Source organism: Citricoccus sp. SGAir0253 (assembly GCF_005877055.1).
Classification (GTDB): Bacteria; Actinomycetota; Actinomycetes; order Actinomycetales; family Micrococcaceae; genus Citricoccus.
Genome location: NZ_CP039424.1, coordinates 2,836,555 through 2,857,595, shown reverse-complemented (window position 1 = coordinate 2,857,595; position 21,041 = coordinate 2,836,555). Strand labels below are relative to the sequence as shown.

At 75.4% G+C, this 21,041-nt stretch carries 16 protein-coding genes and 1 tRNA gene; 7 read left to right on the top strand and 10 right to left on the bottom strand.

Annotated features, from left to right (window positions below; genetic code table 11):
* Positions 1–36: 36 nt before the first annotated feature.
* From E7744_RS12485 to E7744_RS12475, 3 genes are all read right to left on the bottom strand, one after another.
* Positions 37–1,272 (bottom strand): glucose-1-phosphate adenylyltransferase family protein, encoded by a 1,236-nt coding sequence (locus E7744_RS12485; RefSeq protein ID WP_137774387.1) that lies wholly within the window; start codon positions 1,270–1,272, stop codon positions 37–39.
* A 99-nt stretch (positions 1,273–1,371) separates the two neighbouring features.
* Positions 1,372–2,304 (bottom strand): DNA-formamidopyrimidine glycosylase family protein, encoded by a 933-nt coding sequence (locus E7744_RS12480; RefSeq protein WP_137774386.1) that lies wholly within the window; start codon positions 2,302–2,304, stop codon positions 1,372–1,374.
* A 33-nt stretch (positions 2,305–2,337) separates the two neighbouring features.
* A complete protein-coding gene (locus tag E7744_RS12475) occupies positions 2,338–7,740 on the bottom strand; it encodes a DEAD/DEAH box helicase (protein WP_137774385.1) in 5,403 nt (1,800 codons plus the stop codon).
* Between the two features lie 277 nt (positions 7,741–8,017).
* Here E7744_RS12475 and E7744_RS12470 point away from each other — a divergent pair, with 277 nt between their 5' ends.
* Positions 8,018–8,764 carry a maleylpyruvate isomerase family mycothiol-dependent enzyme gene (locus tag E7744_RS12470; protein ID WP_168199818.1) on the top strand — a complete coding sequence of 249 codons (747 nt, stop codon included), beginning with the start codon at positions 8,018–8,020 and terminating at the stop codon, positions 8,762–8,764.
* Between the two features lie 18 nt (positions 8,765–8,782).
* Here E7744_RS12470 and E7744_RS12465 read toward each other — a convergent pair whose 3' ends face one another.
* Positions 8,783–9,241, bottom strand: a complete 459-nt coding sequence (locus E7744_RS12465) for a 23S rRNA (pseudouridine(1915)-N(3))-methyltransferase RlmH (RefSeq protein WP_210417113.1) — start codon at positions 9,239–9,241, stop codon at positions 8,783–8,785.
* Between the two features lie 145 nt (positions 9,242–9,386).
* Between E7744_RS12465 and E7744_RS12460 the strand changes: the two genes are divergently transcribed.
* Complete coding sequence (locus tag E7744_RS12460) at positions 9,387–10,526, top strand: alpha/beta hydrolase (RefSeq protein ID WP_137774383.1); 1,140 nt, start codon at positions 9,387–9,389, stop codon at positions 10,524–10,526.
* Positions 10,527–10,558: 32 nt separating this feature from the next.
* On the opposite strand, the gene E7744_RS12455 is transcribed toward E7744_RS12460, so the two are convergent.
* From E7744_RS12455 to E7744_RS12430, 6 genes are all read right to left on the bottom strand, one after another.
* A complete protein-coding gene (locus tag E7744_RS12455) occupies positions 10,559–12,055 on the bottom strand; it encodes a PHB depolymerase family esterase (RefSeq protein ID WP_137774382.1) in 1,497 nt (498 codons plus the stop codon).
* 193 nt (positions 12,056–12,248) lie between these two features.
* Positions 12,249–12,701 (bottom strand): Fe-S cluster assembly sulfur transfer protein SufU, encoded by a 453-nt coding sequence (gene sufU, locus E7744_RS12450; protein WP_137774381.1) that lies wholly within the window; start codon positions 12,699–12,701, stop codon positions 12,249–12,251.
* Entirely contained in the window at positions 12,698–13,999 is a 1,302-nt protein-coding gene (locus E7744_RS12445; protein ID WP_137774380.1) for an aminotransferase class V-fold PLP-dependent enzyme, read from the bottom strand. The genes sufU and E7744_RS12445 overlap by 4 nt, the downstream gene beginning before the upstream one ends.
* Before the next feature lie 94 nt (positions 14,000–14,093).
* Positions 14,094–14,183: transfer RNA gene (locus tag E7744_RS12440), tRNA-Ser, on the bottom strand.
* 41 nt (positions 14,184–14,224) lie between these two features.
* The gene (gene tadA, locus E7744_RS12435; RefSeq protein ID WP_137774379.1) at positions 14,225–14,707 is read right to left on the bottom strand and encodes a tRNA adenosine(34) deaminase TadA; all 483 of its coding nucleotides are present in this window, start codon (positions 14,705–14,707) and stop codon (positions 14,225–14,227) included.
* Positions 14,700–15,926, bottom strand: a complete 1,227-nt coding sequence (locus E7744_RS12430) for a multidrug effflux MFS transporter (protein WP_210417112.1) — start codon at positions 15,924–15,926, stop codon at positions 14,700–14,702. Before E7744_RS12430 ends, tadA begins: the two co-directional genes overlap by 8 nt.
* Positions 15,927–16,093: 167 nt before the next feature.
* On the opposite strand from E7744_RS12430, the gene upp reads away from it, so the two are divergent.
* The 5 genes from upp to E7744_RS12405 all read left to right on the top strand — a co-directional run bounded on the left by upp (position 16,094) and on the right by E7744_RS12405 (position 21,034).
* Complete coding sequence (gene upp / locus E7744_RS12425) at positions 16,094–16,729, top strand: uracil phosphoribosyltransferase (RefSeq protein WP_137774378.1); 636 nt, start codon at positions 16,094–16,096, stop codon at positions 16,727–16,729.
* 376 nt (positions 16,730–17,105) lie between these two features.
* Positions 17,106–17,939 carry a winged helix-turn-helix domain-containing protein gene (locus tag E7744_RS12420; protein WP_137774377.1) on the top strand — a complete coding sequence of 278 codons (834 nt, stop codon included), beginning with the start codon at positions 17,106–17,108 and terminating at the stop codon, positions 17,937–17,939.
* A gap of 233 nt (positions 17,940–18,172) precedes the next feature.
* Positions 18,173–18,847 carry a TetR/AcrR family transcriptional regulator gene (locus E7744_RS12415; RefSeq protein ID WP_246858446.1) on the top strand — a complete coding sequence of 225 codons (675 nt, stop codon included), beginning with the start codon at positions 18,173–18,175 and terminating at the stop codon, positions 18,845–18,847.
* Positions 18,848–18,990: 143 nt separating this feature from the next.
* A complete protein-coding gene (locus E7744_RS12410) occupies positions 18,991–19,842 on the top strand; it encodes an enoyl-CoA hydratase-related protein (RefSeq protein WP_210417111.1) in 852 nt (283 codons plus the stop codon).
* 49 nt (positions 19,843–19,891) lie between these two features.
* The gene (locus tag E7744_RS12405) at positions 19,892–21,034 is read left to right on the top strand and encodes an acyl-CoA dehydrogenase family protein (protein ID WP_137774376.1); all 1,143 of its coding nucleotides are present in this window, start codon (positions 19,892–19,894) and stop codon (positions 21,032–21,034) included.
* Positions 21,035–21,041: the final 7 nt, after the last annotated feature.

The window sequence follows — 21,041 nt, the reverse complement described above, 5'->3', positions numbered from 1 at the left end:
CGGCCAGCGTGCCGCGGGCGGGGGCGCCCCTCGGCGTCAGTCCCCGGTCGTCTCGTCCGGGCCGCCGGGGCCGCGGTCGGCGGGCACCAGGACGGTGAGCTCCCCGGAGCCCTCGCCGTCGCCCTCGAGCCGGTTCGCCACCTCCGCGCCGTCCGCGCCCCCGGGTCCGCCGGAGCGCCCGGTGGGGATCTCGGCCCCGACGTCGGCGATCACCGTCTCGAGGACCGCTCCGGCGGGCACGGTGGCGTCCCCGAGCAGCACGGACCGGGACACCCTCGCCCCGGCCTCCACCACCACACCGGGGCCGATCACGCTGTACTCGACCTCCCCGTGGATCCGGCAGCCGGCGGAGACGAGGGAGGAGCGCACCGTGGCCTCGGCGTCGATCCAGGCCGGCGGCGTGGACTCGGCGTTCGTGAGGAGCGGCCAGTCCGGCCGGTCCAGCGGCAGGCCGCGCTGCTCCACCAGCTCCATGTGGGCCCGGTAGTACGCCTCGAGGGTGCCGATGTCCCGCCAGTAGCCCTCGAGGCGGTACTCGTGCACGCGCGAGCCCTCGAGGAACCGGGGCAGGATCGTCTCGCCGTAGTCACCCAGGGAGGTGCCCTCCGGGTCGTCCTGCTCCTCGACCAGCCCACGCACCACACGGGCCAGGGCCGCGACGTCGAACACGAAGACCTCCGCGGCCACGAGGCGCCCGTTCGGCTCCTCGGGCTTGTAGGCGTAGTCGGTGACGGCGCCGTCCCCGTCCACCTGCACCACGCCGAACCGGGAGGGGTCCTCGTCCGTCTCGGTGGTGACCATGGTCAGCTCGGAGCCGCGCTCGCGGTGCTGCTCCAGCACGGGGCCCAGGTCCAGCTCGTAGAGCTGGTCGGCGCTGAGCACCACCACGGTCCGAGCCCCGAAGGCCTCCAGCAACGGCAGCTGCTGGAACAGCGCGTGGCCGTTGCCGGCGGAGAAGCCCTCCTCCGTGCGGCCCTCGGCCGGGGGCAGGATGCGCAGTCCGTGCCGGGTGCCGTCGAGGTCCCAGGGCCGGCCGCCGGCCAAGTGCTGGTTGAGCGTGAAGGGCCGGTACTGCTCGACCACCCACACGTCCCGCAGCCCCGAGTGGGCCAGGTTGGACATCGCCACGTCGATCAGCCGGTACTGTCCGGCCACCGGCACCGCGGGCTTGGACCGGGCGTCGGTCAGCGGGGTCAGCCGGCCGCCGCGGCCGCCGGCCAGCACGAGGGCGACGGTCCGGCGGGCGGGGTCCTGGGGGAACGGGTCGGCCATGGTGAATCCTCCTCGTCTCCGGGCGCCCCGGCGGCCTGCCGGGGCGGTCCTGCAAGGATGCCACGCCCCGGTGGCCGGCGGGCCGCGGTCAGCGAGAGGTCAGCGCTGGCAGCGGGGGCACCAGTGGAGGGTGCGGTCCAGGGCGCGCGCGTCCCCGAGCTGCTCGACGGCGACCGGCCCGCCACAGCGGTAGCACCCGTGCCGGCCGCGGCCGTAGACCCAGTACCGGGGCGCGCGGCGGTCGGCGCCGCCCCGGGCCCCGGCCGCCGGCCGGTTCGCGTACGGCCCGCCCGGCCCGCCCGGCGGGGTCCGCACCCGGATGCCGTAGGGGGCGGCGTCGTCGCGCACCACGTCCGTGGTGCCCCGCGGACCGGGGCCGGTGTTGACCCGCATCAGGTCCCGGGCCAGCAGCACCAGCCCGGGCAGGTCCGGCACGGCGGAGACGGGGCGGTGCGGGTCCAGCCCGGCCAGCAGGAGGGTCTCGCAGCGGTAGATGTTGCCGATCCCGGACACGAGGCGCTGGTCCAGCAGCGCCACCCCGATCGGCCGTTCCGGCTCGGCCGCCAGCCGCCGGACCCCCTCCTCGAGCAGGGCCGCGGCCACGGCCGGGTCCGCCCAGCCCGGGTCCAGCAGGTCCGGTCCCAGGAAGCCGAGCCGCTCCTCGAGCCCGGCGGTCGGCAGCACCTCCAGCAGGCCCAGCTGGAACCCGACCACCTGGTGCTCCGCGGTCTCGAGCACGCACCGGGCCTGCCAGCCGGGGGAGCGCCACCGCGGGCGCAGGGGCGCGCCGTCCGGCCCGGTGAGCTCGTGGACGTCCCAGTGGCCCTCCATCTTCAGGTGGGACAGGACCGCCAGCTCGCCCGCCTGCACCACCAGGTACTTCGCCCGCGGCCACACGGCCTCCACGGTGCGCCCGGAGAGGTCGGCGGTGGCCAGCTGCGGCACCCGGAAGTCGGTGCGCCGCAGCTCCCGGCCGGCCAGGACGGGCCGCAGCCGGTTCGCCACCCGGACGAGGGAGTCACCCTCGGGCATGGCGGCCTCCCCGGGTGCCGGCGGGCCGGGCCCTCACGAGCGGAACCTCACGCCGGAGGGCGAGGAGTAGAACCCCGCCTCGAGCAGGGCCTCCGCCAGGGCCGTGCCCGGCAGGGACAGGCCGTTGACCTTCTCCAGGGACATCTTCTCCACCCGGGCGGTCCGCAGCGCCCACTCGAGCGCCCGGGCGGTCGACCCCAGGACCTCCGGGTCCTCGGAGAAGCACAGCAGCGTGCGCCCGCCGCGCTCCACGTACAGCACCAGCTCCCCGGCCACGAGCACCACGACGGCCCCGGCCTTGCGCCCCGGGCGCTGGCCCGTGGGGCGCACCCCGTCCGGGCCCGGGGGCAGCTCCGGCCACGGCAGGGCCGCGCCGTAGGGGTTGGCCGGGTCCGTGGCCGCCAGCGCGAGGGCCGGTGGGCCGGGGTCCGGCCGGGCGGCGCCACCCGCACGGGACCACTCGTCCCGGCCCGGCCGCGGACGGCCGCCACTGCCGGGCGGGGACCAGCCCCCCGGCCCGGACGGCGGGGACTCGGGGGCGGCCACGTCCTGGCGCGCGAAGCCGCGCAGCCGGTCCACGGTGGCCCCGGTGGAGAACTGGGCGGCCCCGAGGTGCTCAACGTAGTAGCCGCGGCGGACCTGGCCGGCCTCCTCCATCCGGGTCAGCAGGCGGTACTGGGTGCCGAAGCCGCCCGGGACCTCCTCGGCGACCACGGAGCCGCGGGTGATGACGCCGTAGCGCTCCAGCAGGGCCTCGGCGGCGGCGTGCGCGCGGATCGTCGGGTCCTCGAGCGGGGCCGGCAGCAGCGACCAGCGCCCGGCCGCCCGGGCGGCGTCCGCCGGGCCCAGTTCCACCGGCATCCCGGCCCCGCGCCCCGGGGTCCCGGTGCCCTCGCCGTCGAGGCCGCCGGCGCCGAACGCCCCGGTGGCCTCCTCGAGCCGGCGCAGCCGGGACAGCCGGGCGCCCCCGCCGGGCCGGGCCGAGCGCGCGCGGGGCGTGCGGGCGCGCGACTTGTGCGCGGTCCGGCCCCGGCCGAGCAGTCCGCGCACCGGTGCGAAGGTGTCGTTGCCGACCCGCCCGGCCCAGACCAGCTCCCAGAGCGCGGCGAGCAGGTCGTGGGTGGACAGCGGCTCGCCCTCCCAGCCGGCCCGGACGCGCGCGGCGAGCGGGCCGAAGAACCAGGCCCCGCCGCCGTCGAGCACCGCCTCCAGCGCCCGGTGCACCGGTCCGGGCTCGAAGTCCTCGGCGCGCACGATCCCGAGGTCCACCGTCTCGGCCGGGTGGAAGGCGATCCAGCCGTCGGTGCCGGCGGCGGCCGCGGTGCCGGCCCACAGGAACTCCCCGCTCGCGAGCAGCTCGTCCAGCTGCGCGGGGGCGTAGTCCCGCACGCGGGCCGGCAGCACGTGCGACTCCCACGCGCTGGCGGGCACGGGCACCCCGGCGAGCTGCTCCAGGACGGTCGCCACGCCGTCGATCCCGCGCAGCGTGGCCGGCGAGCCGCCGCCCGGCGCCGGCTCCAGGTGCTGCCAGTCCGCGAGGAACCGCGCGTAGGCGGGCTGCTCGACCGGCTCGACCTCGGCGCGCAGGGCCGCGAGGGAGCGCCGCCGGATCCGGCGCAGCACCTCGACCTCGCACCACTCGGCGTCCAGCGGCCCGGCCGGTGACTCCCCGCCGGGCCGGTACCGGCCCTCGGTGACCCGGCGCTCGGCGGCCAGGCGCTGCAGGACCTGGAGCACGACGGCGGCACCGAGTCCCAGCGCGGCCCCCGCCTCGGTGGCGGTGAAGGGCCCGTGGGTGCGGGCGTAGCGGGAGACCAGGTCCCCCAGCGGGTCCGCGACCGGCTCGATGAAGGCCAGCGGCACGCCCATCGGCAGGGCCACCCCGAGGGCGTCCCGGAGGCGGGCGGCGTCCTCGACCGCGGCGTAGTGCTCCCGGCCGGCCAGCCGGATCCGCAGCGCCCGGTGCGCGGCCACCAGCCCGTCGAGCAGTTCGGCGGCCTCCTCCTCGCCGGCGGGCGGCGCCACGGGTGGCTCCGCGGCCACCGGCTCGACCGCGCCGTCGTCCGGGGCGCCCTCGTCGCCGGCTCCCGCGACCACCCCGGCCGCGCCGGCCGCCACCGCTCCCGCCACGGCTCCCGCTTCGGCCTCCGGCGGACGCCCGGACTGCAGGCGCGCCGCGGCCTCGGCGGCGGTCAGCGGCCCGAGCAGCCGCAGCAGGTCCGCCAGGCCCTCGGCGCCCCGGACGCGGCGGGCGGGGGAGAGCCGCTGCAGGTCCGCCTCCACGGTGGCGATGACCTCGGCGTCCAGCAGGTCGGCCAGCTCGGCCCGGCCCAGCAGCTCGTTGAGCAGCCCGGGGTCCAGGGACAGGGCGGCGGCGCGGCGCTCGGCGAGCGGGGAGTCGCCCTCGTAGATGAACTGGGCCACGTAGCCGAACAGCAGCGACTGCGCGAAGGGCGAGGGCGACTTCGTGGTGGTCTCCACCAGCCGCACCGACTTCGCCTCGATCCGCCCGGCCAGGTCCTTGAGGGCCGGCAGGTCATAGACGTCCTGCAGGCACTCGCGCACCGTCTCCAGGATGACCGGGAACTGCGGGTACTTCCGGGCCACCTCGAGCAGCTGGGCGGCCCGCTGGCGCTGCTGCCACAGGGGCGAGCGCCGGCCCGGGTCCCGCCGCGGCAGCAGCAGGGCGCGGGCGGCGTTCTCCCGGAACCGGGCCGCGAACAGGGCCGAGCCGCCCACCTCGGCCGTGACGAGCTCATCCAGCTCCTCGGCGGTGAACAGGAACAGGTCGGCCCCGGGCGGCTCGTCGTCCATCATCGGCACCCGCAGCACGATCCCGTCGTCGGCCGCCATGGCCGAGCCGTCCATGCCGTAGCGGGCGTGCAGCCGGGCCCCGACGGCCAGCGCCCACGGGGCGTGCACGGGCATCCCGAAGGGGGAGTGCAGCACCACGCGCCAGTCGCTCAGCTCGTCCAGGAACCGCTCCACCACGAGGGTGCGCTCCGTGGGGACCACCCCGGTGGACTCGCGCTGCTCGGACAGGTACGCGGCGAGGTTGTCCCGCGCCCATCCGTCCAGCCCGGCCGCGGCGAGCCGCTCCCCGGCCGGTCCCGACGGCGTGCCGTCCGGTCCCAGCGCGGCCTCCACCTCGCGCCGGAAGGCGCCGACGGCCGCGCCGAGCTCGGCGGGCCGGCCCTCGGCGTCCCCGCGCCAGAACGGCAGCTTGCCCGGCTGGCCGAAGGCGGGCAGGACGAGGACGCGGTCGTGGGTGATGTCCTGGATCTGCCAGCTGGTGGCCCCCAGCACGATCACGTCCCCGACGCGGGACTCGTAGACCATCTCCTCGTCCAGCTCGCCCACCCGGCGCCCGCCCGTGCGCGCGGTGCCGGCCGCCGCCGGGCCGTCCGCGCCGCCGGTGCGGTCCTCCGAGCCGGCCAGGAAGACGCCGAACAGCCCCCGGTCCGGGATGGTGCCGCCGGAGGTGACCGCCAGCCACTGCGAGCCGTTGCGGCCGGTGAGGGTGCCGGCCTCGCGGTCCCACACCACGCGCGGGCGCAGCTCGGCGAACTCGTCCGAGGGATAGCGCCCGGAGAGCAGGTCCAGCACGGACTCGTAGGCCGAGTGCGGCAGCGTGGCGAAGGGTGCGGTGCGGCGCAGCCGGTCGAACCAGTCCTCGGCGTCGATCTCGTCCAGGGCGCACGCCGCCACGGTCTGCTGGGCGAGGATGTCCAGCGGGTTGGCGGGCACGGACAGGGACTCGATGCGCCCGGCGAGCATGCGCTCCACCACGACCGCGGTGTCCACGAGGTCGCCGCGGTGCTTGGGGAAGAACCAGCCGGTGGAGGTCTCCCCGACCTGGTGCCCGGCCCGGCCCACGCGCTGCAGGCCGGAGGCGACCGAGGGCGGGGACTCGACCTGGATGACGAGGTCCACGGCGCCCATGTCGATGCCCAGCTCCAGCGAGCTCGTGGCCACCACGCAGCGCAGCCGGCCCGTCTTCAGCGCGTCCTCGATCAGGGCCCGCTGCTCCTTGGACACCGATCCGTGGTGCGCCCGGGCGAACTCACCGCCGGTGCCCTCGGCGGCCGTGCCCGCCGACTGGCCGGCCTGGGCCATCACCTGGGCCGGGGCGCCGCGCCGCTCCCGGTCCCCGCCCGTCCGGCCGGGCACGACGCCGGCCAGCACGTCCCCCAGCCGGGCCGGCTCGGCCGGTCCGGCGCCGTCAAGACCATCCGTCCCGGCCGTCCCGTGCGTCCCGGCCGCGACGCCCTCTGCCGCAGCGGCAAGGCGCTCCTCCCAGATCTCGTTGAGCCGGCCGGTGAGCCGCTCGGCGAGCCGGCGGGAGTTCGCGAAGACGATCGTGGAGCGGTTGCGGGCCACGAGGTCCACGATCCGCTCCTCCACGTGCGGCCAGATCGAGGCCTGGGCCTGGAGCCCGGAGCCCGGCCCGAGGTCGTGGGCGGCGGCCGCGGCGGGCAGTTCGGTCATGTCCGGGACGGGCACCGTGACGTGCACGTCCCAGGACTTCGCCGACCCCGGGGCCACCACCCGCACCGGCTGGATGCCGCCGAGGAAGCGGGCGACCTCCTCCTTCGGCTCCACCGTGGCGGACAGGCCGATGCGCTGGGCGGGGGCCGGCAGCAGCGCGTCCAGCCGCTCGAGGGATACCGCCAGGTGGGCGCCGCGCTTGGTGCCGGCCACCGCGTGCACCTCGTCCACGATCACCGTCTCCACCCCGGCCAGCGTGGAGCGCGCCTGCGAGGTGAGCATGAGGTACAGGGACTCCGGGGTGGTGATGAGGATGTCCGGGGGGTGGCTCACGAGCTGCCGGCGCTCGCGGGCCGGGGTGTCCCCGGAGCGCACGCCCACGCGGACCTCCGGGGCCTCGACCCCGAGCCGCCGGGCCGTCTGGGTGATCCCGATGAGCGGGGCGCGCAGGTTCCGCTCCACGTCCACGCCGAGTGCCTTGAGCGGGGAGACGTAGAGGACCCGGGTGAGTTCCTTCGGCCGCTTGCCGGACGTCCCGGTTCCAGCGGCGGGGGCGGGCGGCGCTCCCGGCAGGGGGTCCTGTCCGGGTCCGGCGGCCGGGGCGTCGCCGCCCGCGGGCCGCTCCCGGGGGCGCAGGAAGCCGTCCAGGGCCCACAGGAACGCCGAGAGGGTCTTGCCGGATCCCGTGGGGGCGACGACCAGGGCGTGCTGGCCGGAGGAGATGGCGTCCCATGCGCCCAGCTGCGCGGGGGTGGGCGCCGCGAAGGCCCCCGTGAACCACTCGCGCGTGGCGGGGGTGAAGCGGCCCAGGACCGCGGCCGGGTCCTGGGCGCCCGGCGTCGTCGGGCCGGTCGCGGGGCCCGCCGGGGCGCTCGCCCGGCCGGCCGCTGGGCCCGCCGGAGCGGTGGACCGGCCGGTCGCCTGGTCGGTGGTGGGGTCGGCTGCCATCGCAGATCAGCGTACGCCGCGGCACGGACGCGCAGGGCCGTGCCCCTCCCGCGTCCCCGCGCGCTCGTCCCGCGTCCCCTCCCGCTCACCCGTTCCGTTGCCCCTCCCGCTCACCCGTTCCGCGTCCCCTCCCGCTCCCGGGTCGCGAACCGTGGATGCCGGGGCCGCACATCCACGGTTCGCGACCCGGGAAGGACACCGGGAAGGGCAACGGGAAGGCGGTGGGAAGGTCGCCGGGGGATGGACTGCGCGGGTGCAACGGCGCAGAATGCGCCCCATGCCGGACATCGTGCGCTCCCGGTTCGACCACGGGCAGGCCATGGCGCTCGCCGCCACCGAGTACCAGCGCGTGGTCTCCACCCTCGAGCTGCTCTCGCCCGAGGACTGGGACCGGCCCACCGAGTGCCCGGGCTGGACCGTGCGGGACATGGCCGGGCACATGCTGGGCATGGCGGAGTACGCGGCGTCGATCGGCGAGTTGGTCCGGCAGACGGTCGCGGCGTCTCGTCGCGCCCGGCGTGGGCGACTCTCACAGCTCGACGCCGTGACGGCCCTGCAGGTGCAGGAGCATGCCGGCCTGGACGCGGCCGGCCTGGTCGAGCGGTATCGCCGGGTGGCCCCGCGCGCCGTGCGGTTCCGGTCCCGCTTCGCCCCGCTCGTGGCCTCCCGCGTCATCCTCGGCCAGGAGTTCGAGGGGACCATGGAGCGCTGGACCCTGGCCTACACCATCGACACGATCCTCACGCGCGACCCGTTCATGCACCGGCTGGACATCGCCCGGGCCACCGGGGTGCTGCTGCCGGTGACGGCCGGGCACGAGGGCGTGATCGTGGCAGACGTGGTGGCGGAGTGGGCCGTACGCCACGGCCGGCCGTTCGAGCTCGACCTCTCCGGTCCGGCCGGCGGGCACTGGGACGAGGGCACGGGTGGGGAACGCCTCGCGATGGACGCCCTGGACTTCTGCCGCGTCCTGTCCGGGCGGGGCGCCGGCACCGGCCTGCTGGCCGTGAAGGTGCCCTTCTGACCGGCCCCGCGGGATGCCTCAGACGTGGTGGTAGGGGCGGCCCCCCGCGATCTCCTGGGCGCGGTAGAGCTGCTCGGCGAGGATGAGCCGGACCAGCTGGTGCGGGAAGACCAGCCTGGACAGCGACCACACGGTGTCCGCCCGGGCGTGCACGGACGCGTCCACGCCGTAGGCGCCACCGATGACGAGGGTGACGGCCTGGCCGGCGTCGAAGCGTCCCTGCAGGTGACGGGAGAGGCCGGGGGAGTCGAAGCCGGTGCCCCGCTCGTCCAGCAGCACGAGGTGGTCCCGGTCCTCGACCTTCGCCAGGATCCGCGCCGACTCCTCGGCCCGCGCCGCGTCGCCCTCCCGGGACGAGTGGGGCAGCAGGTGCCAGGAGGCGTCGAAGGGCTTCTTGAGCCGCTTGGCGTAGCGGTCGATGCCCTCCGACACCCAGGACTCGTGCTTCTTGCCGATGGCCAGGATCCTCACCGTCATGCGTCCATCGTGACAGGTCGTGCCCGCGGCGGCCGCCTCGCCCCCGACCACCCCGTGACCGAACCGTGCCCTGACCGGGCACGCGGCGGCGCCTACGCTGGAGGCGGAGCCCCGCGGGCCGGGGGACGCCGGAGAAGGACCCAGCATGGACGTGACGCCCGGCCCCGCCGGCACCACCGTGACGGGGCCTGCGGGTCCCCCGCCGGGTGCCCCGGATCCCGAGCCCCCGACCGACCCTCGACGGCGGCGCGCCCGTCGGCTGCTCGCCGGGATCGTGGCGGTGGTGGCACTGCTGCTGGGAGCCGTGCCCGCCCTGCTGGAGTCGGCCGGGCCGGCGTCGTCCCGGGACCTGCCGCGCGGCGCCGAGGCCCACCTGGGGCTGGAGTACGCGCCGCTGCCGGGCCAGGCGGGGACCCTCGACCTGTTCGTGCCCCGCGAGGGGGCGGGCCCGTTCCCGGTGGTGCTGTGGAGCCAGGGCTCCGGCTGGCGGTCGGACGGCGGCAACGTGGGCGGGGAACGGGTCGCCGAGCAGCTGGTGCGGCGGGGCTACGCCGTCGGGCTGTTCTCCGTGCGCAGCTCCTCCCAGGCCACGTTCCCGGCCCAGCTGCACGACGCCAAGGCCGCCGTGCGCTTCGTCCGCGCCCACGCCGGGCGTTGGGGCCTGGACCCCGCCCGGATCGCGGCGGCGGGCAACTCCTCCGGCGGGTGGATCGCCGCCATGCTCGGGGTCGCCGGCAACGAGCCCGCCCTGGAGGGGACCGTGGGCGTGACCGGGGTGTCCTCGCGGGTGTCCGCCGTGGTGGACTTCTTCGCCCCCGTGGACTTCCTCACCCTCACGGGCCAGATGATCCCCGGGGCCTGCGAGCGGTTCAACGCCGCCTACCGGGTGACGCTGTGCCACGACGACCCCGGGGCCTTCGAGTCCCGGCTGATCGGCGCGTCCACCGTGCAGCACCCCGCCCTGGCGCTGGCGGCCAGCCCGCTGGCCTACGTGGACGCCGCGGACGCGCCCACGCTCATCACCCACGGGACGGAGGACTGGGTGGTGCCCCACCAGCAGAGCGCCGTGCTGTTCGAGGCGCTCGCGGGCGCCGGCGTGCCCAGCGCATACTACGAGGTCGGCGGGGTGGGGCACGACGTCCGCTACGCCGGGTCGGTCGCCGCGCTGCCCACCACCGTGGTCTCCGCCCACCTGGACCCCGCACCCGTCCCCGGCGAGCAGCTGACGTGGCCGGTCATCGCGGACTTCCTCGACCGGCAGCTGGGCGACCCGCCCGTGCGCTGAGCCACCCGCCCGCCCGTCCGTCCCGGTGCCCCTCAGCAGGCCGGGACGTGGTCGTACACGCCCTCGGCCGTGCGCCGCAGGCTGGTCACCGTGGCATCGCCCTGGCCGAGGTAGTCCTGGGTCCCGACGGCGTAGAACGGGTTGTAGGGGTCCGTGCCGTAGGACACCGCGCGGCCGGCCGCCTCGTGGTCCGCGTTGGCCGCGGTGACGCAGCCGTCCGGGTCCCCGGTCGGTGCGGTGCTGCCCGTCGGGGCGGGCGTCGGCTCGGTCGTCGGGGAGGGCTCCGCCGTGGGCGTCAGCGTGGGCGTGGGCTCGGCCGTGAGCGTGGGCTCGGCCGTCGGGGTCGGCCCCGGCGGGGGCACCGGACCGGTGCGCCGGTTGTTCTCGACGAAGAAGGCCGTCACGTAGGCCGGGTAGTCGATGCTGCGGGTGGAGATGTACGGGCCACCCGGGCCCTCGCCCGCGGGCCAGTTGTGGCCGAGCCCCGTGTTCTGGACCAGGGACACGCGCGGGCCGCGGTCGTCGGAGTAGAGCGTGCCCTCCCCTGCCGTGCTGGAGCCGTCCAGTCCCGCCAGCGGGAAGGAGGACACCGTGGCGGCCCCGTAGATGCCGGCCATGATCCGCGCGTTCAGGGGGTTGTACCCCGGCGCGACCACCGTGTCGTCGTTGCCGTAGACGACCGAGGTCAGCTGCGTGCCGAAGGCGGACGCCGCGTCCCCCGCGAAGTCCCGGCACGTCGCGGTGCCCTGGGCCTGGGTCGTGGAGACGGTGGAGATCTGTCCCGAGCCGGTGCCGACCGTCGGACCGGCGTTGATGCCGATGCCGGCGAAGACGTCCGGGGCCAGGCAGCCCATGACCATCGTCTGGCCCCCGCCGGAGCTCAGGCCGGAGAGGTACACCTGGTCCGTGTCCAAGTCCAGGGCGTCACGCGCGGTGAGCGCACCGACGAGGCCGAGCAGGTTGTCGTCGTGGCGTGCGGGCGCGGTGCGGTCGTGCCCGGTGCCGTAGTAGTCCCAGCAGCCCAGCAGCACGCCCCCGTTCGGTGCCGCCGGGAGGGCGACGACCATGCCGTACTCGTCGGCCGTGGCGGTCCAGTTGCCCCCGGTCCTGAGGTCTCCCGCCTTCTGGACGCAGCCGTGCAGGGAGACCATCAGGGCCCGCCCGTCCGGGTGGGCGGGTGCCGTGGTGGGCACGTAGAGGTGCACGGCCATCCCGGCGATCGTCTCGGTGGTCCACGTCCCGCTGGGGGCGGACGCGTCGGCCTCCGTGCCTCCGGTTCCCGCGTCCGTCGGGCCCGTGCACCCGGGCAGCGTCCCGAGAGCGGGCGGGCACAGGATCGCCTGGGCGGCGGGCGGGAAGCCCACGAGCGCGAGGACGGAGACCAGCCCCGTCAGCACGACGGCGGCCAGCGCGGCGGCCGGGGCCCGGCGCCCGGGGCGCGGCGGGCGCGGCGGTCCGGTCCGGTCCCGGTGGGCGGCACGGAGCGGCTCCCGATCGTGGGGGCGAGACTCGGCGGGGCATGGGGTCATGGCGGTTCCTCCTCCGCGTCCCCGCGGCCGGCCGGGCATCCCCACCCGGGCTCCTCGACGGCGGGACGGACCACCGCACCGTACACCTGAAAGGTGATTCAGGTAACCACCCCATGGCCGCGGCCGTGCGCCGGCACGTGACCGCGGCCCCGTGTCCGGACCCCTCGGGGTTTCCCGGGGGCCCCAAGGGGCATCAGCGCCCGGCGGTCGCCTGGGCGAGGGCGTCCTCGGCGGCCACCCACGCGAGCATGGCGCACTTGACGCGGGCCACGTAGCGCGAGACGCCGCCCAGGGCCACGGCGTCGCCGAACAGCTCCTCGGAGGGCTGGATCTTCCCGCGGGACTGCATCGCGGTGCGGAAGGCCCCGATGCGCTCGGTCAGCTCGGCCGTCGTCAGGCCCTCGGCCAGCTCCGAGAGCAGGGAGGCCGAGGCCTGGGAGATGGCGCAGCCGTGGCCCTCCCAGCGGACCTGGCCCACCGTGCCGTCCTCGGCGAGGTGCACCTGGAGGGTGATCTCGTCCCCGCACGTCGGGTTGAGCTGGTGGGACTGCCCGCCCGGGGCGTCCAGCAGCCCGGTGCCGGAGGGGGTCTTGGCGTGGTCCAGGATCAGTTCCTGGTACAGGCCCTGCAGGTCGGCGGCGCTCATGCGTCCACCCCGAAGAACGCGCCGACGCCGGCCACGCCCTCGAGCAGGCGGCTCACGTCCTCGTCGGTCGTGTAGAGGTACGTGCTCGCCCGGGTGGAGGCGGTGACGCCGAGGCGCCGGTGCAGGGGCTGGGCGCAGTGGTGGCCCACGCGCACGGCGATCCCGCGGTCGTCCAGGAACTGGCCGACGTCGTGGGCGTGCACCCCGGCCACGTCGAAGCTGGCCAGGCCCACGCGCCCGCCCGGGACGTCCCCGCCGAGGACGCGGATCCCGGGCAGGGCCGCGAGGCCCTCCACCAGCCGCCGGCCCAGCTCGGCCTCGTGCGCGGCGATCCGCTCCATGCCGATGGCCCCCAGGTAGTCCACGGCGGCCGCCAGGGCGATCGCCTGCGAGACCTTCTGGGTGCCGGCCTCGAAGCGCTGCGGCGGCGGCAGGTACTCGGCGCCCTCCATGGTCACCGTGGTGATCATGGACCCGCCGGTGAGGAACGGCGGCATCGCGGCCAGCAGCTCCCGGCGGCCGTAGAGGGCGCCGATGCCGGTGGGGGCGAGCATCTTGTGGCCGGAGAAGGCGGCGAAGTCCACCCCGAGGGCCGGGAAGTCGACCGGCAGGTGCGGCACCGACTGGCAGGCGTCGAGCACCACGAGGGCGCCCACCGCATGGGCGCGCGCCGTCAGCTCGGCCACCGGATTGACCAGGCCCAGGACGTTGGAGACGTGCGTGAACGCCACGAGCCGGGTGCGCTCGGTGATGACCTCGCCGGCGGCCTCGAGGTCCAGGGCGCCGGAGTCCGTGACGGGGATGTACCGGAGCGTGGCCCCGGTGCGTGCGGCGAGCTCCTGCCAGGGGATGAGGTTCGCGTGGTGCTCCTGCTCGGTGACCACGAGCTCGTCGCCGGGGCCGAGCCGGAAGCGCCGGGCGGCCTCGCCGCCGCGGCCGGCGCTCGCGTTGGAGAACGAGTAGGCGACCAGGTTGAGGGCCTCGGTGGCGTTGGAGGTCCAGACGACCTCGTCCTCGGCCGCGCCCACGAAGCGGGCCACCGTGGCCCGGGCGTCCTCGAAGAGCACCGTGGCCTCGGCGGCGAGGGTGTGTGCGCCACGGTGCACGGCGGCGTTGAGCCGGCCGTAGTACTCGCGCTCGGCGTCGAGGACGGCGGTCGGCTTCTGGGAGGTGGCGCCGGAATCGAGGTAGGCCAGGGGGTGGCCGTTGACCTCGGTGGCCAGCAGCGGGAAGTCACCCCGCCACCGGCGGACCTCCTCCTGGGTGGGGAGGGTGTCCTGCGTGCTCGTCGTGCTCATCGTCCTGCCTCTCGGGAAGATCCGGCGTCGGCATCCGCCGCGGATAGACGACAGGCCCCCGCCCGCTGGTCATGCGGGGCGAGGGCCTGTCGGCTGGCGGTGACGGTGGGATTTGAACCCACGGTAGGGGTGAACCTACACAACATTTCGAGTGTTGCACCTTCGGCCGCTCGGACACGTCACCAGACCGGACCATCTTACCGGACGCGGCGGGCAGCGTCCCAATCAGCCTCGGCGGGCGCGGAAGAAGTCCACCAGCAGCTCCCCGCACTCGTCCTCGCGCACCCCCGGGTACACCTCGACCCAGTGGTTCAGGCGGGGCTCGCGGACCACGTCGAACACGGACCCGCAGGCCCCGGCCTTGGGGTCCCACGCGCCGAAGACCAGCCGGGGCAGGCGGGCCAGCACGATCGCCCCCGCGCACATGGCGCACGGCTCCAGGGTGACCACGAGCGTGCAGTCGTCCAGCCGCCAGCCGTCGTCCCCGGCGGTGTCCCGGCGGGCGGCCGCCGCGGCCCGCAGCGCCAGCACCTCGGCATGGGCGGTCGGGTCCCCGCTCGCCTCCCGCTCGTTGCGCCCGGTGCCCAGCACGGCGCCGTCGGGACCGAGGACCACGGCGCCGATGGGCACGTCCCCGGTGGCGGTGGCCCGCCGGGCCTCCTCGAGGGCGAGGGCCATCCAGTGCTCGTGCCGGGACCGGTCAGCCATCGACGGCCGCCCGGGTCCGGTCGCCCGCGTCCCGGGGCAGGGCGAGCAGCGCCGTCGCGGCGAGCGCGGCGCAGGCCAGCACGGTGACGGCCATGGGCAGCGGGTCCGCCTTCCCGCCCAGGCCCACCAGCGGGGCCACGAGCGCGGCGAGCAGGAACTGCGTGGTGCCCAGCAGGGCGGAGCCCGTCCCGGCCCGGTCGGGGACCGCCCCCATGGCCGTGGCGCTCGCGTTGCCCAGCACCAGCCCCATGGCGGAGACGAGCACGAACAGGCACGCCAGCAGGGGCACGGTGGGCGTGCCCAGCAGGACGGTGACCAGCAGCCCCACGGCCGCCAGCAGCAGCAGGCCGACGCCGACGGACAGGACCCGCAGCACGGGCAACCGGTCCACGAGGCGGATGGACACCAGGCCCGCGGTCATCATCCCCAGGCCGTTGACCCCGAAGGCCACGGCGTACTGCACCGTCGTCAGGCCCGCGACCTCCTGCAGGACGAACGGCGAGGCGGAGATGTAGGAGAACATCGCCCCGAAGGACAGGGCGAAGGTGAGCAGCGCGTACCGGTAGCGGCGCGTGCGCAGCACGGCCGCGGCGTTCGCCAGCAGGGGCCGAAGGCCGACCGGGTGCCGGCGTTCGGGGGGCAGCGTCTCCGGCACCACGGTGAGCGAGCCGACGACCATGACGAGCACGAGGGCGGCCACGGCCCAGAACACGCCCCGCCACGGGGCGAACTGCAGCACGGCGGCGCCGCCCAGCGGGGCCAGGACCGGCATGACGCCCACGATGATCATCATCAGGCCCATGAGCTTCGCGGTGGCCCGGCCGCGCGTGGTGTCCGCGACGATCGCCCGGGCGATCACCACGCCGGCCGCCCCGGAGAAGCCCTGGACGAACCGGGCGAGCGCCAGCGTGCCGAGGTCCGGGGCGAGCGCGCAGGCGACGCTGGCCGCCAGGCACAGCCCGACCCCCGCCAACAGCGGTCGGCGCCGCCCCAGGACGTCGGACAGGGGGCCGATGACGAACTGGCCTGCGGCCAGGCCCACCATGAACGCGGTCAGGGTCAGCTGGACGCCGGAGGCCGTGGCCCCCAGGTCGGCGGCCACGGCCGGCAGGGCGGGCAGGTACAGGTCCGTGGACAGGGCGGCCACGGCGGTGAGCAGCGCCAGCAGGGCCACGAGCACGGGTCCGGGCGGGGCGGCGGGCCGGGGCGGTTCGGTCACGGTGGTCCCTTCGGGGGAGGGGTGTGCTGGGGGAGGGCCACGCGGGTGGGCCGGGGCGCGGTGCGGCGCCGTGCTCCCATTGTCGCCCCGGTCCTCCCGTCCTCCGGTCCCCGTGCCCGGGACGCCCCGGGCGGGGCGGCACGCGGCGCGGCCGGTAGGGTTGCACCATGCGCGTACAGCTCGTCGAACACCCGCTCGTCGCCCACAAGCTCACCGTCCTGCGGAAGAAGGAGACGCCCTCCCTGATCTTCCGCCAGCTGACGGAGGAGCTGGTCATGCTCCTGGCCTACGAGGCCACCCGGGACGTCGCGGTGGAGCGGGTGGAGATCGAGACGCCCGTGGCCACGACCACCGGCGTGCGGCTGGCGCGGCCCACCCCCCTGGTGGTGCCCATCCTGCGGGCGGGCCTGGGGATGCTGGAGGGCATGGTCCGGATGGCGCCGACCGCGGAGGTCGGGTTCCTGGGCATGGCCCGGAACGAGGAGACCCTGGACATCGTCACCTACGCCGAGCGGCTGCCCGCCGACCTGACCGGCCGGCACGTGTTCGTCCTGGACCCCATGCTGGCCACGGGCGGCACGCTCGCGGAGACCGTCCGCTTCCTGTACGCGCGCAAGGCCCGGCGCGTGACGTGCATCTGCCTGCTCGCCGCGCCCGAGGGCATCGCCCGCCTCGAGGGCGAGCTGGCGGACGTGGACGTGGACATCTACCTGGCGGCCATCGACGAGCGGCTCAACGAGCAGGCCTACATCGTGCCCGGTCTCGGTGACGCCGGCGACCGCCTGTACGGCGTCGCCGAGTGAGCCCGTCGGCCGGACGGGGCTCCCGGTAACAAAGGAGCGGCAGGCCGGCCGACCTTGTAGGTTGACCCCGCGGCCCTCCGGAGGCCCGCTTTCGGGGCCCCCTGGAGTGATCTTCGTCACGATTCGGCGGGTTTGTCTCACATAATGAGACGCCTAGGCCATTGTTACTTGCGCGACACATTTATGACGCCCGAGGGTTGTCACATGAAGTTCCGCGACCCGGACGGCCTCCACGAGGCCCCGGCCGACCGGTGGTGACACCGGGGGGCACGGCCGGGCCGGCTTCGTCCGGCCGGTGGTCGGCGGTGAGGACCGTGATCCGGTCCGGCCCGCCAGTCGTCGGCCGAACGGGGCATCGACGCAAGGATTCATCGACATGAGCACCAGTCCCCAGGGATACGTCCACATCTCGGTCCGCAACGCCCAGCGCCGGGCGGCTCGGGTCCGCAGCTATCGCGAGCACGGTGGCACCTATGGGGCCCCGTCGCCCCGCCCCCTGCACCCGGTGCAGGAGGGGGCCCCGGCGCCCGCGGCCGCCGAGGCGGCCCCGCAGACCGCCCCCCTGACCGTCCTGGCGCCGAACGGCATCCCCGGGCCCCAGGCGGTGGCCACGGAGACCGAGGCCCGCGGGTTCGTCATCTACGTGGGCATGGACGAGTCGGCGGCCTCCGCCGCGGGGACCTCCCTCACCCGGCTGGCCAACGAGCTGCGCCACTACGTCGAGTCGCTGGTGCCGGGCTCCCAGTCCGCGGCCGCCGTCGCGATCGCCCCCGCCGGAGCCCCGGGCTCTGACCTCGAGGTCGTCCGCCAGGTGCTGGGGGACCCGACCATCCAGCAGGCCGCCCGTCCCGACCTGCTCCAGGCGCCCGCCCCGGTGTCCACGCGCCAGCCCGGCGTGCTGATCGACCTGGCCCGCCGTGAGGTGCAGCTGGACGGGGAGGGGCTGAACCTGACCTACAAGGAGTTCGAGCTGCTGAACTATCTCGTCGAGAACGGCGGGCGCACCGTCGGCCGCGACGAGCTGCTCGAGTCCCTGTGGAAGAACGCCGACGAGGTGCCCAACGAGCGCACCATCGACGTCCACATCCGCCGGCTGCGCTCCAAGCTGGGCCGGCTCTCCGGCACCGTGCGCACGGTCCGCGGCCAGGGGTACCGCTTCTACGAGCACCCCGAGGTCGTCGTCTGGGCCGCTCCCGAGTACAGCATCTGACCCGCCGCCCGGCCTCGCCGGGCCGGCCCCGAAGGGCCCCGGATCCCCTGGATCCGGGGCCCTTCGTCGTTCCCGGGCGCCTGCGGGCGGGCGGGCCGGGGCCGCGTCCCACGGGCCGGGAAGACGTTCCGGACGACCCCTTGACGGCCTCCCCGGCGTGTGTCTAGAGTCACATGTGAACGAACATTCATTCATTCTGAACGACAGTTCAGAACCGACACCGGGGAGGCACCGTGGTCCTCAAGGGAGCGGCGGTCGAGGTCGCGGCGGAGGATGCCGCCCGCGCGGCGCGGTCGACCGCGCGGACGCGGCAACTGCTGGAGGCGGCGGCCCGGCTCATGGAGCGCAGGGGCTCGCACGCGGTCTCCATGCAGGCGGTCGCGGAGGAGGCCGGCGTCTCGGTGGGCCTGATCTACCGCTACTTCGGCAACAAGCAGGACCTCGTCCAGGGCGTCATCGTCGGCGTGCTCGACGACATGGCCCGGCTGATCCCCGACGCCATCGGTCCCGAGCAGGACCCGGTGCGGCGGATCGCCGCCGCCTTCGCGGCCTACTGCCGCGTCGTGGAAGACAACCGCGAGGCCGTCCTGCTGACCTACCGGGAGTCCAACACGCTCGACGACCAGGGCCGCCAGCTCATCAAGGACCTCGAGGTCCAGACCGCCCAGCCCCTGCGCGACGCCGTCCAGGAGGCCGTGGACCGGGGGCTGCTGGCACCGGTGGACGTGCGGATCTTCTCCTACGACCTGCTCATCGTGGCCCAGTCCTGGGCCCTCAAGCACTGGTACTTCGCCCCGCTCATGGACCTCGACGGGTTCATCCGCTCCCAGCTGTCCCTGCTGCTGTCCACCCTGCTGGACGGCGCCCACCGGGCGGACTACGCCGACCTGCTGGGCGCCCCCGCCTGAGCGGTCCGCGAACCGGGCCCCCCGGTCCTCCGCTCACCCCATTCCTCACCCCCACCTCCCACCCCGCGGAACCCCCCCCGGTTGCGCGCGCCACGACGACGACTCGACGACCCCACGACGACTGCACGACGAAAGGCAGGCCCATGACCTCGCAGCACACCACCGAGACCGCCACCGCCCCGGCCGGCGGCCCCGCCGTCCCGGACTTCGGGGACATCACCTACGAGCGGCGCAACGCGGCCGCGATCATCACCATCAACCGCCCCGACCGGTACAACGCCTTCCGCGCGCAGACGGTGGAGGAGCTCATCAAGGCCTTCAAGCTCGCCTGGGCCGACCGCGGCGTGCAGGCCGTCATCCTCACCGGCGCCGGCCAGAAGGCGTTCTGCACGGGCGGGGACGTCAAGCAGCGCGCCGAGACCGGCGACTACGGGCCGAGCGAGTCCGGCATGTTCGAGATCGGCCTGCTGCACAAGACCATCCGGGACATCCCCAAGCCCGTCATCGCCGCCGTCAACGGCGTCGCCATCGGCGGCGGCCACGTCCTGCACGTGCTGTGCGACCTGTCCATCGCCTCCTCCACCGCCCAGTTCGGCCAGGCGGGCCCGCGCGTCGGGTCCTTCGACGCCGGCTTCGGCTCCGCCTTCCTGGCCCGGATCGTCGGGGAGAAGCGGGCGCGGGAGATCTGGTACCTGTGCCGCAAGTACGACGCGGCCACGGCCGAGCGCTGGGGCCTGGTCAACGCCGTCGTCGAGCCGGACCGCCTGCTGGACGAGGCCCAGGAGTGGGCGGACGAGATCGCCCAGAAGTCCCCGACCGCCATCCGGTTCCTCAAGCAGTCCTTCAACGCGGACACCGACCACCAGGCCGGGCTGAGCAACATGGCGATGTCCGCGCTGGACCTCTACGCCGTCTCCCCGGAGGGCATGGAGGGCGCCATCGCCTTCGCCGAGAAGCGGGCCCCGGACTTCGCCTCCAAGGTCGTCGGCCACTGACCGGCCCGGTCACCCACCCACCCCACCCTCCGAACAGCACGAGGAACGCATGGACTTCACGATCGACACCGCGATGCAGGGCTACATCGACGCCGCCGCCGCCATGGCCGCGGACCTGGCGCCGGGCTACCAGCAGCGCGAGCGGGACGGGATCATCGACCCGGCGCTGCGCTGCGAGATGGGCTCGCGCGGCCTGATCGCGCCGGAGCTGCCGGTGGAGCTCGGGGGCCGGGGCGAGCGCGCCCTGACCTCCGGGATGATCACCGAGCAGGTCTCGCGCGGTGACATCAACGTCGGCTACGTGCAGGTGGTCGGCTCGCTCGTCGGCCAGATCCTGGCCCGGAACGCCGGACCGGACCTGGCCCGGACCTGGGTGCCGCGGATCGCCAGCGGCGAGGACATCGTCGCCATCGGCCTGTCCGAGCCCGACGGCGGCTCGGATGCCGGCAACCCCGGGCTCACCGCCCGGCGCGAGCGGGACGGCTGGGTGCTCAACGGCACCAAGTCGATGTCCTTCGCGCTGCACGCGGGGGCGACCGTGGTCTTCGCCCGCACGGAGGAGAACCGGCGGGGACGGGGCATCAGCGCCTTCCTCGTGGAGCTCGACCGGGACGGCATCGAGCGCCGGGCCACCCCGGACATGGGCACCAAGTGCGTGGGCCGCGGCTTCGTGACCTTCACGGACACGTGGATCCCCGAGGCGAACCTGCTCGGCGCCGAGGGCAAGGGCTTCACCGAGGTCATGCAGGGCTTCGACTTCTCCCGCGCCCTGATCGGCCTGCAGTGCATCGGCGCCGCGCAGGTGACCCTGGACGAGACCTGGGAGTACGCCGGCCAGCGCGTGGCGTTCGACCAGCCGATCTCGAAGTTCCAGGGGCTGTCCTTCCCGCTGGCCGAGGCGGACACCCTGCTCACGGCGGCCCGCGTGCTGTGCCAGAAGACCCTGTGGCTCAAGGACGCCGGGCAGCCGCACACCAAGGAGGCCGCCATGTGCAAGTGGTGGGCCCCGAAGACCGCATACGACGTCATCAACCAGTGCCTGCTGTCCCACGGGCAGTTCGGCTACCTCACCGACCGCCCGATCGAGCAGCGGATGCGCGACGTCCTGGGCCTGCAGATCGGCGACGGCACCGCCCAGATCATGAAGCTCATCATCTCGCGGCAGAACCTGCCGCGCGAGGTGGCCCCCTGAGCCGCGC

Bases quoted from the DNA above. Each gene is read 5' to 3' on its own strand.
- E7744_RS12445 (WP_137774380.1), bottom strand. From the start codon at position 13,999: ATGAGCACGACGAGCACGCAGGACACCCTCCCCACCCAGGAGGAGGTC.
- E7744_RS12475 (WP_137774385.1), bottom strand. From the start codon at position 7,740: ATGGCAGCCGACCCCACCACCGACCAGGCGACCGGCCGGTCCACCGCT.
- tadA (WP_137774379.1), bottom strand. From the start codon at position 14,707: ATGGCTGACCGGTCCCGGCACGAGCACTGGATGGCCCTCGCCCTCGAG.
- E7744_RS12420 (WP_137774377.1), top strand. From the start codon at position 17,106: ATGAGCACCAGTCCCCAGGGATACGTCCACATCTCGGTCCGCAACGCC.
- E7744_RS12460 (WP_137774383.1), top strand. From the start codon at position 9,387: ATGGACGTGACGCCCGGCCCCGCCGGCACCACCGTGACGGGGCCTGCG.
- E7744_RS12465 (WP_210417113.1), bottom strand. From the start codon at position 9,241: ATGACGGTGAGGATCCTGGCCATCGGCAAGAAGCACGAGTCCTGGGTG.
- E7744_RS12480 (WP_137774386.1), bottom strand. From the start codon at position 2,304: ATGCCCGAGGGTGACTCCCTCGTCCGGGTGGCGAACCGGCTGCGGCCC.
- E7744_RS12410 (WP_210417111.1), top strand. From the start codon at position 18,991: ATGACCTCGCAGCACACCACCGAGACCGCCACCGCCCCGGCCGGCGGC.
- upp (WP_137774378.1), top strand. From the start codon at position 16,094: ATGCGCGTACAGCTCGTCGAACACCCGCTCGTCGCCCACAAGCTCACC.
- E7744_RS12485 (WP_137774387.1), bottom strand. From the start codon at position 1,272: ATGGCCGACCCGTTCCCCCAGGACCCCGCCCGCCGGACCGTCGCCCTC.
- E7744_RS12405 (WP_137774376.1), top strand. From the start codon at position 19,892: ATGGACTTCACGATCGACACCGCGATGCAGGGCTACATCGACGCCGCC.
- E7744_RS12470 (WP_168199818.1), top strand. From the start codon at position 8,018: ATGCCGGACATCGTGCGCTCCCGGTTCGACCACGGGCAGGCCATGGCG.
- E7744_RS12455 (WP_137774382.1), bottom strand. From the start codon at position 12,055: ATGACCCCATGCCCCGCCGAGTCTCGCCCCCACGATCGGGAGCCGCTC.
- sufU (WP_137774381.1), bottom strand. From the start codon at position 12,701: ATGAGCGCCGCCGACCTGCAGGGCCTGTACCAGGAACTGATCCTGGAC.